The 13,341-nt window shown below is 76.1% G+C and carries 13 protein-coding genes; 7 read left to right on the plus strand and 6 right to left on the minus strand.

Translation table 11 applies throughout. The annotated features are described in order from the left end of the window. The first annotated feature begins 42 nt into the window (after positions 1 to 42). Entirely contained in the window at positions 43 to 1,122 is a 1,080-nt protein-coding gene (locus ACI8AD_RS07300) for an SRPBCC family protein (protein WP_456869866.1), read from the plus strand. A gap of 120 nt (positions 1,123 to 1,242) precedes the next feature. On the opposite strand, the gene ACI8AD_RS07305 is transcribed toward ACI8AD_RS07300, so the two are convergent. The 3 genes from ACI8AD_RS07305 to ACI8AD_RS07315 are packed head-to-tail and all read right to left on the minus strand — an operon-like array spanning position 1,243 to position 3,220. Then, positions 1,243 to 1,875 (minus strand): alpha/beta hydrolase family protein, encoded by a 633-nt coding sequence (locus ACI8AD_RS07305; protein ID WP_456869867.1) that lies wholly within the window; start codon positions 1,873 to 1,875, stop codon positions 1,243 to 1,245. After that, positions 1,872 to 2,528 carry an HAD family hydrolase gene (locus tag ACI8AD_RS07310; protein WP_456869868.1) on the minus strand — a complete coding sequence of 219 codons (657 nt, stop codon included), beginning with the start codon at positions 2,526 to 2,528 and terminating at the stop codon, positions 1,872 to 1,874. The genes ACI8AD_RS07305 and ACI8AD_RS07310 overlap by 4 nt, the downstream gene beginning before the upstream one ends. Beyond that, complete coding sequence (locus ACI8AD_RS07315; protein ID WP_456869869.1) at positions 2,525 to 3,220, minus strand: DedA family protein; 696 nt, start codon at positions 3,218 to 3,220, stop codon at positions 2,525 to 2,527. Before ACI8AD_RS07315 ends, ACI8AD_RS07310 begins: the two co-directional genes overlap by 4 nt. 82 nt (positions 3,221 to 3,302) lie before the next feature. Here ACI8AD_RS07315 and ACI8AD_RS07320 point away from each other — a divergent pair, with 82 nt between their 5' ends. From ACI8AD_RS07320 to ACI8AD_RS07335, 4 genes are all read left to right on the plus strand, one after another. Further along, complete coding sequence (locus tag ACI8AD_RS07320; protein ID WP_456869870.1) at positions 3,303 to 4,598, plus strand: amidohydrolase family protein; 1,296 nt, start codon at positions 3,303 to 3,305, stop codon at positions 4,596 to 4,598. Between the two features lie 189 nt (positions 4,599 to 4,787). After that, on the plus strand, positions 4,788 to 5,627 hold the full coding sequence (locus tag ACI8AD_RS07325; RefSeq protein WP_456869871.1) for an endonuclease/exonuclease/phosphatase family protein: 840 nt from the start codon (positions 4,788 to 4,790) through the stop codon (positions 5,625 to 5,627). A gap of 62 nt (positions 5,628 to 5,689) precedes the next feature. Further along, positions 5,690 to 6,043, plus strand: a complete 354-nt coding sequence (locus ACI8AD_RS07330; protein WP_456869872.1) for a metalloregulator ArsR/SmtB family transcription factor — start codon at positions 5,690 to 5,692, stop codon at positions 6,041 to 6,043. After that, the gene (locus ACI8AD_RS07335) at positions 6,040 to 6,519 is read left to right on the plus strand and encodes an SRPBCC family protein (RefSeq protein WP_456869873.1); all 480 of its coding nucleotides are present in this window, start codon (positions 6,040 to 6,042) and stop codon (positions 6,517 to 6,519) included. The genes ACI8AD_RS07330 and ACI8AD_RS07335 overlap by 4 nt, the downstream gene beginning before the upstream one ends. Here ACI8AD_RS07335 and ACI8AD_RS07340 read toward each other — a convergent pair whose 3' ends face one another. Beyond that, positions 6,520 to 7,365, minus strand: a complete 846-nt coding sequence (locus tag ACI8AD_RS07340; RefSeq protein ID WP_456869874.1) for an MBL fold metallo-hydrolase — start codon at positions 7,363 to 7,365, stop codon at positions 6,520 to 6,522. 86 nt (positions 7,366 to 7,451) lie between these two features. Between ACI8AD_RS07340 and ACI8AD_RS07345 the strand changes: the two genes are divergently transcribed. Both ACI8AD_RS07345 and ACI8AD_RS07350 read left to right on the plus strand, forming a co-directional pair. Next, complete coding sequence (locus tag ACI8AD_RS07345) at positions 7,452 to 8,963, plus strand: TldD/PmbA family protein (protein WP_456869875.1); 1,512 nt, start codon at positions 7,452 to 7,454, stop codon at positions 8,961 to 8,963. After that, complete coding sequence (locus ACI8AD_RS07350; protein ID WP_456869876.1) at positions 8,960 to 10,348, plus strand: metallopeptidase TldD-related protein; 1,389 nt, start codon at positions 8,960 to 8,962, stop codon at positions 10,346 to 10,348. Before ACI8AD_RS07345 ends, ACI8AD_RS07350 begins: the two co-directional genes overlap by 4 nt. Before the next feature lie 119 nt (positions 10,349 to 10,467). Here the strand turns inward: ACI8AD_RS07350 and ACI8AD_RS07355 are convergent, their stop codons facing one another. Both ACI8AD_RS07355 and ACI8AD_RS07360 read right to left on the minus strand, forming a co-directional pair. Beyond that, positions 10,468 to 11,823 (minus strand): phosphotransferase family protein, encoded by a 1,356-nt coding sequence (locus ACI8AD_RS07355; RefSeq protein WP_456869877.1) that lies wholly within the window; start codon positions 11,821 to 11,823, stop codon positions 10,468 to 10,470. Further along, the gene (locus ACI8AD_RS07360; protein ID WP_456869878.1) at positions 11,820 to 13,127 is read right to left on the minus strand and encodes an acyl-CoA dehydrogenase family protein; all 1,308 of its coding nucleotides are present in this window, start codon (positions 13,125 to 13,127) and stop codon (positions 11,820 to 11,822) included. Before ACI8AD_RS07360 ends, ACI8AD_RS07355 begins: the two co-directional genes overlap by 4 nt. Between the last annotated feature and the right edge of the window lie 214 nt (positions 13,128 to 13,341).

A 13,341-nucleotide genomic window follows, 5' to 3' on the forward strand; every position in this document is an offset into this window, starting at 1 on the left:
GGCGGACCGGCCGAGGTCCTCTCCCACCCCGGAGGTCGCACCGTGCAGCTGGAGAACTCCTTCACCGTCCCCGTCCCCGTCGACGAGGCCTGGCGGGTGCTGCTCGACATCGAGCGCATCGCCCCCTGCATGCCCGGCGCCGCGCTGGACTCGGTCGAGGGTGACTCGTTCACCGGCCGGGTCAAGGTCAAGCTCGGCCCGATCAACCTGACCTACCAGGGCAAGGCGTCCTTCGTGGAGAAGGACGAGGCGGCGCACAAGGCGGTCATCGACGGCCGCGGCAAGGACCAGCGCGGCAACGGCACCGCGGCCGCCCTCATCACCGCCCAGCTCAAGGGCGAGGGGAACACCACCCGCGTCGACGTCCTCACCGACCTCAACATCACCGGTCGCCCGGCGCAGTTCGGCCGCGGCGTCATGACCGACGTCGGCAACAAGCTGCTCGGCCAGTTCGCCGACAAGCTCGCCGCCCAGCTCGCCAGCGGCGACGACGTCACCGTCGACCGCCAGGCGGCGGCGCAGCAGCAGGAGCCGACCGTGGCCACGACGGTCGCCGCCACCGCGACCGGGGCGGCCGAGGAGGTCGCGCAGTCGGTCGAGCAGGTGCCGGGGGACAACGCCGCCGCCGAGACGGTCCGCAAGGCCGGCACCAAGGCCCGCACGGCGGCGGCCGCGGCCACCGACAAGGTGACGTCCAGCGGGACGACCGACGCCGCCCCGCCGCCCACCGACACCGCGCCGATCACGCCGGTCGGGGCGACGGACACGGTCTCCATCGCGGCGGTCGACGCCGACGCCCCGGCGGCCAGCGACGCCGCTCCCGCCGCCGCGGACACCGCGCCGTCGGCCTCCGACACCGCGCCCGTGGCCGCCGTCGGTGGGGTGCCCAGCACGCCGCCGTCGGGCAACACCGCCCCGCCGAGCCGCCCGGCCACCGGCGCGCCGGCGCGCAGCACCCCCGCGGCGGCCACCGTCCGCTCGCAGCCCGTCGCCGAGCCCGAGCCGATCGACCTGCTCGAGGTCGCCGGCGGTGCGGCGATGGCCCGCTACGCCGGCCCCGCGGCGGGCGTGCTGGCGGTGCTGCTGCTCGTGCTGTTCGCCGTCCGGCGCCGCCGCCGCTGAGGGAGGCGTTTCGACTGTTCCAGGGCGTGGAGGTCATCGCCGGCCGCCACGGAGTCGATCATCGGGTCGTTGCCGTTCCCGTCGGCGTGTCCGCGCGTGTCCGCGGCAACAAGTCGATGATCAACCGCTGAGCAGGTCCTCCAGCCAGGACGTCGCCGCCGCGGCCACCACGTCGGGGGCCCGACGCAGCGAGTGGTCGCCCGGCACCGCGTAGACCGACGCCGTCGGAACGCCGGTGAGCACCGCGGCGACCTCCTCCGGGCGGCCGAAGGCGTCGGTCCCGCCCTGCACCACGCCCACCGGCACGCCGGCGCCGGTCAGCTCGCCGGCGCGGCTGCGCTCGGGCCGACGGGGCGGGTGCAGCGGGAACGCCAGGCACAGCACGCCGTCGGCACCGGCGCCGACGGCGGTGCGGCAGGCCACCCGCGCGCCGGCGCTGCGGCCGCCGAGCACCAGCGGCCCGGCCAGCGCGCCGCCGGCGCGCAGTGCGTCCAGGACGGCGGTCCAGGCGAGGTCCAGGCGCGGCGGCGCGGGGGCGATCCGCCCGCCGGCCACCCGCCACGGCTGCTCCACCAGCAGCACCCGCCACCCGGCCGCGACGGCGGAGCCGCCGACGGCGACCAGGTCGGGCGACCCCACCCCGCCGCCGGCGCCGTGGCCGAGCACCAGCGTCCCGCGGGCGCCCGCGACCGGGCCGTCGGCGTGCACCGCGGCCGGTCCGAGCGGGGTGTCGACCAGCGCGGGGGAGCTCACAGCGCCAGCAGCGCGTCGACCACCCCGGCCAGGTCCCCCGCGACGACGGTCGGGACGGGGAACGCCGGCGGGTACACGCGCTCTCCGCGCGGGAACCAGGCGCCGGTGAGGCCCGCGCGCTCGGCACCGAGGACGTCCCAGCCGTGCGCGGCCACCAGCGCCATCCGCCCGGGCGGCACGTCGCACACGCCGGCCGCCCACAGGTAGGCCTCCCGCGAGGGCTTCCACGCGTGCACCGTCTCGCTGGAGAGGGTCCGCTCGACCAGCGGCGCGATGCCGCCCCGCTCGAGGCCGGCCTCGGCGACGCCGGGCGAGCCGTGCGACAGCGTCACCACCCGCACCCCGGCGGCGGCCAGCCGGCGCAGTGCGGGCTCGACGTCGGGGTGCGGGACGAGCTCGAGGAAGGTGTCGGCCACCCGGGCGCGCTCGCCGGCGGAGAGGTCGGTGAGCTGCGCCAGCGCCGACTCGAAGGCGGCGCGGAAGGTCAGCCGGACGCCGGCCACGGTCGCCGCCGCGCCGGTGTGCAGGGTGCGGCCGAAGACGGTGGGCAGCAGGTGCGCCGGGCGGCCGAGCTCGACCAGTGCCGCGGCGACGGGGGAGAGGTCGAGCAGCGTCTCGTTGACGTCGAACGCGACGACCTCGGGGCGGCTCACGCGGCGGGGCGGTCGCCGGTCCCGCGGACCTCCCCGGAGCGGTCCGCGGCGGTCTGCCGGCGGCGGTGGTGACGGATGTCTCGGACCCGCTTGTAGACCAGGTAGCCCACCGCGAGGACGAAGACCGCGACGACGGCGTAGTCGAGGTAGTGCAGGTTCGCCTCGATGAAGTCGCGGGCCAGCCAGCCGAGGGTGACCAGCACGGCGTTCCAGATGAGGCTGCCGGCCGCGGAGTAGAGGAGGAACTGCGCGAAGGGCATCCGCACGACGCCGGCGGGCACCGAGATGAAGCTGCGCACGATCGGCACCATGCGGCCGAAGAAGACCGCCGAGCGCCCGTGCCGCTCGAACCAGGCGAAGGTCTTGTCGACGTCGGCGGTCTCCACCAGCGGCAGCCGGTCGAGGAAGGCGTGCGAGCGGCGCGGGCCCAGCGCGCGGCCCACGTAGTAGAAGAAGATCGCCCCGAGGATCGAGCCGATGGTCGCGCAGCCGACGACGGCCACGAACGCCCACGGGCTGTCGATGAGCACGCCGGCCGCGCCGAGGACCGCCTCGCTGGGGATCGGGGGGATCACCGTCTCCAGCAGGATGCTGAAGCCCACGCCGATCGGGCCGAGGGAGTCCACGAGGGAGAGCAGCCACGCGGTGAGCCCGCCCTGGTCGGAGGAGGCCGCGGCGGCCAGGAAGGACATGGCTCCCACGGTACGGGCGGCTCCGGGGCGCTGCCTGCACGTCGGCCGGGCGGACGGGGCCGGTGGGGCTAGCGTGCCGACCATGCGCCAGCGACTCGCCGCCCGGGCCGTCGTCGTGGGGGACCGGCCCGGCACCGTCGTCCCGGACGCCGTCGTCGACGTCGAGGACGGGCGGATCGCGTGGACCGGCCCGGCCGCCGACGCCCCGCCGGCCGGGGACGCCGAGGTGGTGACCCTGCCCGGCCTGCTGCTGCCGGGGCTGGTCAACACCCACTCGCACGCGCCGATGGTGCTGTTCCGCGGGCAGGGTGAGGGCCTGCCGCTGGACCGCTGGCTGCGCGAGGTGATGTGGCCCCGGGAGGCGCGGCTCACGCCCGACGACGTCGAGGTCGCGATGACCGCCGCGTCGGCGGAGATGCTGCGCGGCGGGGTGACCACCAGCGTGGAGATGTACTTCTCACCCGAGCGGATCGCCGCCGCGGTCGGCGCCACCGGCGCGCGGGCGGTCATCCCGGCGCCGATGGTGCCGCTGCCGGGGATGCCGCCGCTGGAGGAGCAGATGGCCGCTGCCGTCGACCTCGCGCGCGGGGCACCCGGCGACGGCACCGTCGAGTACGGCCTGGGCCCGCACGCCGCCTACACGGTGCCGCTGCCGCTGCTGCGGCGGGCCGCGGCGCTGTGCCGGGAGCACGGGATGCTGCTGCACCTGCACGTGGCCGAGACCGCCGGCGAGGGTGCCGACCTGCTGGCCCGGCACGGGCTGTCGGTGCCGGCGCTGCTGGCCGCGCACGACGTCCTCGGCGGGCGGGTGCTCGCCGCGCACAGCGTGCACGTCGACGACGGCGACCTCGAGCTGTGGCGGGAGTACGACGTCGCCGTCGCGCACTGCCCGGCCAGCAACGCCAAGCTCGCCAGCGGCATCGCGCCGGTGCGGGCGATGCTCGACCGCGGCATCCGGGTGGGGCTGGGCACCGACGGGCCGGCGTCCAACGACGGGCTGGACCTGCTGGCCGACGTCCGGCTGGCCGCCGGGCTCGCGCGGCTGCGCGAGACGTCGGCGACCGCGCTGACCGCCGCGGAGGCGTTCTGGCTGGCCACCGGCGGCGCCGCCGACGCGATCGACCGGCCCGACCTCGGCCAGCTGGAGGCCGGGCGGCGGGCCGACCTGGTGCACCTCGACACCCGCGACCTCGGCTTCGAGCCGGTGGGCGACGCCGCCGACCTGCTCACCCACCTGGTCTGGTCCGGCGTCTCCCGGCTGGTGCACGACGTGTGGGTCGGCGGCCGGCAGGTGGTCGCGGGCGGTGAGGTCACCACCGTCGACGCCGGTGCGCTGCGGGCCGAGGTGGCGGAGCGCGCCGCCCGACTGGCCGGCTGAGCGCGAGGGGCACGCCGGGATCAGGTGACCTGATCGTGGGGCGTCCTCCCGCACGGTGGGACGTGAGGGAGGACGCGCTGCGGTGGGGGAGGACGCGCCGGCCGTACGGGGAGGGATGCGCCGGCCGCACGCCAGGACGCCCCGCCGCACGCCAGGACGCCCCGCCGCGACCGCGGTTGACTGCGACGCATGACGGCGTCCCTGCGGGTCCTGACCCTCAACGTGCTCGGCCCGGCCAACCCGGACTGGGCCCGCCGGCGGGAGTTGATCGCCGCGACGCTGCGCCGCACCGACGCCGACGTCGTCGCGCTGCAGGAGGTGCCCGTCGCCGACGGCACCGTCGAGGAGCTGCTCGGTCCCGGGTACTGCGTGACCCCGTTCTCCCGCACCGCCGACGACGGCGTGGGCGGCGCGCTGGCCACCCGGGCGCCGCACCGCGTGGTCGAGGAGGTCGACGGGCACTGCACGCCCCGCACGGCCGACTTCCCGTGGTGCGCCACGCTCGTCGTCGAGGCCGACACCCCGGTCGGGCGCACGCTCGTCGCCCACCACAAGCCGAGCTGGCAGTTCGGCTACGAGCACGAGCGCGAGCAGCAGGCGCTCGCCGCCGCCCGGGTGCTCGAGCTCCTGGCGGACGGCGCCGACCACGCCGTCGTCCTGGGCGACCTCGACGCGACCCCCGACGCCGCGAGCCTGCAGTTCTGGCGCGGACGGCGGTCGCTCGACGGCACCAGCGTCTGCTACCAGGACGCCTGGGAGACCCTGCACCCGACCGATCCCGGCTGGACCTTCGACGCGCGCAACCCGCTGGTGCGGGCCGGCGAGGTGGCCACCGCCGTCAGCCGCCGCATCGACCACGTCCTCGTCCGCGCCGGCGTGCACGGCCCGACGCTGCAGGTGGTGTCCTGCGCCCGGGTGCTCGACGAGCCGGTCGGCGGGGTGTGGGCCAGCGACCACTTCGGCGTCGTCGCCGACCTCGCGCTCCCCGGCCACCCGCCCGGCTCGTGGGCTCCTCAACCGATCGGTTGACAAAGGGGGCGCGACGGCGCTAGCGTCGTCGTCAACCGAGAGGTTGAACGAGGAGGTCGGCGGTGGCGGCAGACGCGCTGTCCCGGGTGTTCGCGGCGCTGGCCGACCCGACCCGGCGCGACATCGTCGCCCGGCTCGCGGTCGGTGACGCGACGGTCGGCGAGCTGGCGGCCCCCTACGACGTGACCGTGCAAGCGGTCTCCAAGCACCTGCGGGTGCTGGAGGACGCCGGCCTGGTCAGCCGGACCCGGGAGGCCCAGCGCCGCCCGGTGCACCTCGAGGCGGAGGTGTTCGACCTGATGACGAAGTGGATCGAGCGCTACCGCCGGCAGGCCGAGGAGCGCTACCGCCGCCTCGACGACGTCCTGCGGTCCATGCCGGAGGGCGACCCACCCCAGGAGAGGAACCCGTCGTGACCACCAGCACCCGCGAGACGCAGATCGCCGCCGACCCCGACGTCCCGCTCATCCGCATCACCCGCGAGTTCGACGCCCCGCCGGACCGGGTGTTCCGGGCGCACACCGACCCGGACCTGGTCGTGCAGTGGCTGGGGCCGCGCGGGCTGGAGATGCGGATCGACCACTACGACTGCCGCACCGGCGGCTCCTACCGCTACGTGCACAGCGACGGGAACGGCGAGTACGCCTTCCGCGGCTGCTTCCACGAGGTGCGCCCCGACGAGCTCATCGTGCAGACGTTCACCTTCGAGGGCGCGCCCGACGGTGTCGCGCTGGAGAAGCTCGTGCTCACCGACCTCGGCGACGGCCGCACCCGCCTCACGTCCACCTCGCTGTGCGACTCCTTCGCCGACCGCGACGCGATGCTCGCCAGCGGCATGGAGGTCGGCGTCGTGCAGGGCTACGAGCGACTCGACGAGGTGCTGGGTCGCTGATCAGGCGCGCAGCGAGATCGTCTCCCCGCGCAGGGCGGTCCGCAGCTCCCCCGGCGCCCGCCGCTGGGCGACCTCCCGCACGAAGTCGCCCAGCGGCGAGGCGAACCGGTCGTAGTCGTCGTAGTGCACCGGCACGGTCACCGGCGGCCGCAGCAGCTCCACCAGGTCGGCGCCCTGCCGGCCGTCCATGGTCACCGTGACGCCGAGCGCCTTCGTGCCACCCAGGTGCGGGATGACGACGTCGAGCGGGCCGCAGCGCTGCAGCACCTCGCCCAGCCAGGGCCGGAACAGCGTGTCCCCGGTGATGTAGCCGCGCCAGGTCACCTCGCCGTCGCGCAGCAGCTCCAGCACGCTGCCCATGACCGGCGGGAGCACCCGCGCCAGCGGGCCCGGGCCGTGCACGCCCGGCACCGAGGTGATCCGCAGCGTCTCCTCGCCGCGGCCGACCTCGTGCACCTGCCAGGGCCGCAGGTCCGCGGTCGCCGAGAAGCCGCGGGAGGACAGCGTGCGGGCCGCGGCCGGCGTGGTGACGATCGGCGTGGCCCGGTCGACGGTGGCGTAGGCGATCCGGTCCCAGTGGTCGCCGTGCAGGTGGGAGAGCAGGACGGCGTCGAGGTCGGGCAGGTCCTCGGGCAGGATCGCGGGGTCGGTCAGCCGCTTGGCGAACAGGCCCTTGCCCAGGTAGACCCGCTGCCCCCGCCGGATGAAGTTCGGGTCGGTGAGCAGGGTGAACCCGCCCAGCCGCAGCAGCGTCGTCGCGTTGCCGCCGAAGGTCAGCGTGACGTCGGAGGTGCGCTCGTCGGTGAGGTCGGCGCTGCGGTCGGCGCTGCCCGGGTCGGCCGTCATGCGGCGGTGCTACCCCCGGGCACGGGTGCGTGCACGTCCGCGGAAGTACACGGAGGGGGAGCGGGGGCGGCTGGTAGACAGGGGCGGTGGTGCAGCCCCGCGACGTCGACGAGTCGTTCCTCGCCCTGCCCCTGTCCGCACTGACGGAGGCCGCGCTGACCCGCGCGGTCGACCTCGGCTGCGAGCACGCCGACCTGCGGGTCGAGCGGATCCGCACGCAGGCGATCACCCTGCGCGACGCCCGCCTCGAGGCGCTGGCCACCGGTGAGGACCTCGGCCTGGCCGTCCGCGTGGTCCACGAGGGCACCTGGGGCTTCGCCGCCGGCGTGGTGCTCACCGCGGCCGAGGCGGTGCGGCTGGCCGAGCAGGCGGTCGCCGTCGCGAGGGTGTCCGCGGCGCTGGCCACCGACCGGGTGGAGCTCGCCCCCGAGCCGGTGCACCAGGGCGCGTGGGTGTCGGCCTACGACGTCGACCCCTTCGACGTCCCCGACGCGGAGAAGACGGCGCTGCTCACCGAGTGGTCGGAGCGGTTGCTGGCCGCCGACGGCGTCGAGCACGTGCAGTCGGGGTGCATGCACGTCAAGGAGCAGAAGTACTACGCCGACACCTCCGGCACCCGCACCCGCCAGCAGCGGGTGCGCATCTCCCCGGAGTTCACCGCGCTCACCGTCGACCGGACGACGGGCGCCTTCGAGAGCATGCGCACCCTCGCGCCGCCGGTGGGCCGCGGCTGGGAGTACCTCACCGGCGGGCACTGGGACTGGGACGGCGAGCTCGCGCAGCTCCCCGAGCTGCTGCGCGAGAAGACCAAGGCGCCGTCGGTCGAGCCGGGCCGCTACGACCTCGTCGTCGACCCGTCCAACCTGTGGCTGACCATCCACGAGTCGGTCGGGCACGCCACCGAGCTCGACCGGGCGCTGGGCTACGAGGCGGCCTACGCCGGGACGTCGTTCGCCACCGTCGACGGGCTGGGCAGCCTGCGCTACGGCTCGGAGCTCATGCAGGTCACCGGCGACCGCACCGTCGAGCACGGCCTGTCGACCGTCGGCTGGGACGACGAGGGCGTCGAGGCCCAGCGGTGGGACATCGTCCGCGACGGCGTGCTGGTCGGCTACCAGGTCGACCGCAACACCGCGCGCCTGGGCGGCATGGCGCGCTCCAACGGCTGCGCGTTCGCCGACTCGCCGCACCACGTGCCGGTGCAGCGGATGGCCAACGTCTCGCTGCAGCCGGTGGCCGGCGGCCCCGACCTCGACGGGCTCGTCGGCGGCGTCGAGCGGGGCATCTACGTCGTCGGCGACAAGAGCTGGTCGATCGACATGCAGCGCTACAACTTCCAGTTCACCGGCCAGCGCTTCTACCGCATCGAGGGCGGGCGGCTGGCCGGGCAGCTGCGCGACGTCGCCTACCAGGCCACCACGACGGACTTCTGGGGCTCGATGCGCGCCGTCGGCGGGCCCGACACCTACCGCCTCGGCGGGGCGTTCAACTGCGGCAAGGCCCAGCCCGGGCAGGTCGCGCCGGTGAGCCACGGCTGCCCGGCGGCGCTCTTCGAGGGCGTCACGATCCTCAACACGGTCCAGGAGGGCGGGCGATGAGCCAGCTGACCGCGCAGCAGCTGGTCGAGAAGGCGCTGGCCGCCTCGACCGCCGACGGCTGCGTCGTCCACGTCGTCGAGAGCACCGAGGCCAACCTGCGGTGGGCGTCGAACAGCCTGACGACGAACGGGGCGATGCGCTCGCGCCAGGTCGTCGTCGTCTCGTTCGTCGACGGCGGGTCCGGAACGGCCGCCGGCACCGTGGCGCGCACCGGCACGCCCGACGTCGCCGAGCTGGTGGCCGCCAGCGAGCAGGCCGCCCGGGACGCCGGGCCCGCCGAGGACGCCGTGCCGCTGGTCGACCAGGCGCCGCCGGGCGGCGGGGACTGGGACGCCGACCCCGCCGAGACCTCGATCGAGGTGTTCGCCGAGTTCGCGCCGGCGCTGGGCGAGGCGTTCGGCGCCGCCCGCGACCGCGGCGAGCTGCTGTTCGGCTACGCGGAGCACGCCATGACCACGACCTACCTCGGCACCTCGACCGGGCTGCGGCTGCGCCACGACCAGCCCACCGGCCGCGTCGAGCTCAACGGCAAGAGCACCGACTACTCCCGTTCGGTGTGGGCCGGCGTGGGCACCCGCGACTTCCGCGACGTCTCGGTGGCCGACCTCGCCGCCGACGTCGAGCGCAGGCTCGGCTGGGCGCAGCGCCGTGTCGACCTGCCCGCCGGGCGCTACGAGACGCTGCTGCCGCCGTCGGCGGTGAGCGACCTGATGCTCTACGCGTACTGGACGATGGAGGCCCGCGACGCCGACGAGGGGCGCAACGTGTTCGCCCGCGCCGGCGGCGGCAACCGCATCGGCGACCGGCTCGCCGCGCTGCCGCTGACCCTGCGCAGCGACCCCGCCGCACCGGGCCTGGAGGCCGCGCCGTTCCAGGTGGTGAGCACCTCGTCGGGGTCGGCCAGCGTGTTCGACAACGGCATGGCGACGCCGGCGGTCGACTGGATCCGGGACGGCGTGCTCACCAACCTGGTGCGGCCGCGGGCGTGGGCGCTGAAGACCACCGCACCGGCCGTGGCCGCCGTCGACAACCTGGTCCTCGAGGACGCCGGCGCGACCGCCACGCAGGACGGGATGGTGGCCGCCACCGACCGCGGGCTGCTGCTGACCACCCTCTGGTACATCCGCGAGGTCGACCCGCAGACGCTGCTGCTCACCGGTCTCACCCGCGACGGCGTCTTCCTCGTCGAGGGCGGCGAGGTGACCGGCGCGGTGAACAACTTCCGGTGGAACGAGTCCCCGGTGGACCTGCTGGCGCGGATCACCGAGGTCGGCCGCACCGAGCGGACCCTGCCGCGCGAGTGGAACGACTGGTTCACCCGCGCCGCGATGCCGCCGGTGCGGGTGCCGGACTTCAACATGAGCTCGGTGTCGCCCGCCAGCTGAGCGCCGCGTCGCCGGGCCGGGGCCGCCCACGGGCGCGGCTTGCCGGCGTTCCTCGTGCGTTGCCGGTGCTGCAGCGCCCGCACTGCGCGAGGAACCCCGGCAACGCGCTCAGGAAGGGGTCAGGCGTCGGGGACGGCGAGGTGGCGGGGGGCGGCCACCCGCAGCCGGTCCCGCACCCCCTCGCGGACGGCGTCGACCACCGCGTCCCAGCGGTCGTCGAGCGTGCCGTCGGCGACCGCCTCCGACAGCCCGGCGTCGTCGGTCAGGCCCAGGCCCGCCAGCCGGGCCCGCCGGCGCGCCCGGGCGCCGTCGCCGAGCAGCAGCTCGCGGCGCACGGTGGCGACGACGTTGGCCGCCACCTGCGCGTGGAAGGACGTCCGCCCGCCGGTGGCCGCCCGCACCTCGCCGGCCAGGAAGTCCCCGACGGCGGCGGCGAGCTCGGCCGCGGTGGGCCGGCCGAAGAGCAGCTCGTCGTCGCCCGCCGGGTCCTCGGGCGCGGTCGCGTCCGGGGTGTCGAGGCCGAGGGCGAGCAGGACGTCGAACTCCTGCTCGGCGGCGCGCCGACCGATCGCGGCCAGCTCCACCGACGGCTCGGCGCCCGACAGGTGGCGCTCGGTCATCGCCCGGGTCATCAGGCCCCACTGGACGGTGCCGTGGAGCTCCCACCAGTGCAGCTCCGCCGCCGTCGGCCGCCACCCGGCGACCGCGGCGTAGCCGTCGAGCAGCTCCTCGCGGGTGCCGACCCCGGCGGCGGGCAGCCGGGAGCCGAAGCGCCAGACCTTCGCGCAGCACCAGCCGAGGTCCTCCAGCGGGTCGCCGCGGTGCACCAGCTCCCAGTCCAGGACGGCGCGCAGCCCGTCGGGACCCACCACGAGGTTGCCCAGCCGGAAGTCGCCGTGCACGAGCACCGGCCCGTGCGCCGGCGGGCGGTGCTCGCGCAGCCACCGCAGGCCCAGGGCCAGCCCGGGCGGGGGCGGCCCGCCGGTGAGGTAGGCCGCCGTCAGCTGCTCCAGCGGGTCGCCGACCGCCGGGACCGCGGTCAGCCCGTCGAGCGGGGCGGCGTGCAGCCGGGCGAGGACGGCGCCGAGCTCGCGGGCCAGCCCCGCCCGCGCCGTCGCGTAGGTCTCGTCGCGCAGCAGGCGGCGCGGGATCGTCTCGCCGGCCACGCGGCCCATCAGCAGGTACTCCGCCGGCAGGCCCTCCTCCCCGCCGCCGACGTCGACCAGCTCGGGCACCGGCACCCCCGCCCGGGCGGCCGCGGCGATCGCCTCGGCCTCCACCGCCAGCGGGGCGCCGCCGGTGCCGACGCCGCCGCGCAGCACCAGGCCCCGGCGCCCTGTGGAGTCCACCGCGGTGAGCGCCCACGTCTCGCGGTTGGCCCCGCCGGTGAGCCGGGTCAGGTCCTCGACGGTCACCGGCCGGCCGGTGAGCCGGGTCAGCCGCCGGGCGAGCGCGCTCGCCGGCACCCCGGTCACCGCAGGAAGCCGAACAGCTGCCCGGCCACCCGCCGCATCTGGATCTCCTCGCTGCCCTCGGTGATCCGGTAGCGGCGGTGGTGGCGGTAGATGTGCTCGAAGGGCAGGTGGCGTGAGTAGCCCATGCCGCCGTGCACCTGCATCGCGCGGTCGGCGGCGTCGCAGACCAGCCGGTTGCCGCGGTAGTTGCACATCGACACGCGGTGGCCGATGGTCACCGCCGGCTCGCCGCGGGCGGTCAGCTCGTCGAGGTCGGCGGCGGTGGCGCGGATGAGCGTGCGGACCAGCTCGGCCTCGGTGTGCAGCTCGACCAGCGGCCACTGGATCGCCTGCCGCTCGGCCAGCGGCCTGCCGAAGGTGTGCCGCTGACGGGCGTGGGCGACCGAGCGGTCGATGCAGAACTGCGCGGCGCCCACGCCGGACGCGGCCTGGCGGATGCGGTTCTCGTGCACGAAGGTCTGCGCGACCGCGAGCCCCTCGCCCTCGGCGCCGAGCACCGCGGACCCGGGTACCCGGACGCCGTCGAGCACCACCTCGCCGTGGTCGGTGGGCATGTTGAGCGTCCACCAGAACTGCGGGACGGACAGGCCCGGGGCGTCGGCGGGCACCAGCAGGGCGCTGATCCCGCGGGCCTCGCCCGGGCGGCCCGAGGTGCGGGCGAAGACCAGCAGGTCGGTGCCGGTGTGCACACCGGTGATCCAGCGCTTGCGGCCCGTGATCACCCAGTCGCCGCCGGCGCGCTCCGCGCGGGTCTCCATCCACGTGGCGTCGCTGCCGTGGTCGGGCTCGGTGAGCGCGAAGGGCATCCGGCGCTCGCCGGTGACCAGCGCCTCGACGAGCTCCTCGCGCTGCTCGGCGGTGCCGAACAGGTGCACCAGGTGCGGCACCACGAGGTTGCCGACGACGCTGTGCTCGTTCTGCAGGTCGTTGTGCAGGCCCAATCCGCGGTGGGCGAGGTGCTCGCGGACCACGGCCATGTCCACGTTGCTGCCGTCCCGCCCGCCCAGCTCGGCGGGCAGCGAGTACCGCAGCCACCCGGCGGCGTCGGCGCGGCGGCGCACCTCGGCCAGCAGCTCCTCCCACTCCGCCCGCGGCACCCCGCCGGCCTCGACGTCGGTGCGGGCGAACTCGCGGCGGTGGTCGAAGAAGCGGACGTTGTCGTCCTGCTCCTCGAGCGGGTCGACCTCCGCCGCGACGAAGGCGTCGAGGTCGGCGAGCAGGGCGGTCAGCCGGGCGGGCAGCGCGGATCCGGCGACCTCGCCGCGGGACGCGGACGGCGCGGCAGGCCGGTCGTGCGGGGCCATGCGACCTCCTGTCCGGCGGCGGTGCCGGTGGCCCCGACCCTGGCAGCGGCACCCCCCGGGGTCAACGTCGCCCGCTGGCGGCCCGCGGTACCAGGGAGCGCGGCTTGCCGGTGTTCCTCGTGCGTTGCCGGTGCTGCAGCGCCGTCACTGCGCGAGGAACCCCGGCAGTCCACGGCGCCCGGACGGCGCCCGCCCGTAGGGTGACGCCGGTTCC

The organism is Geodermatophilus sp. SYSU D00766, from assembly GCF_054049915.1.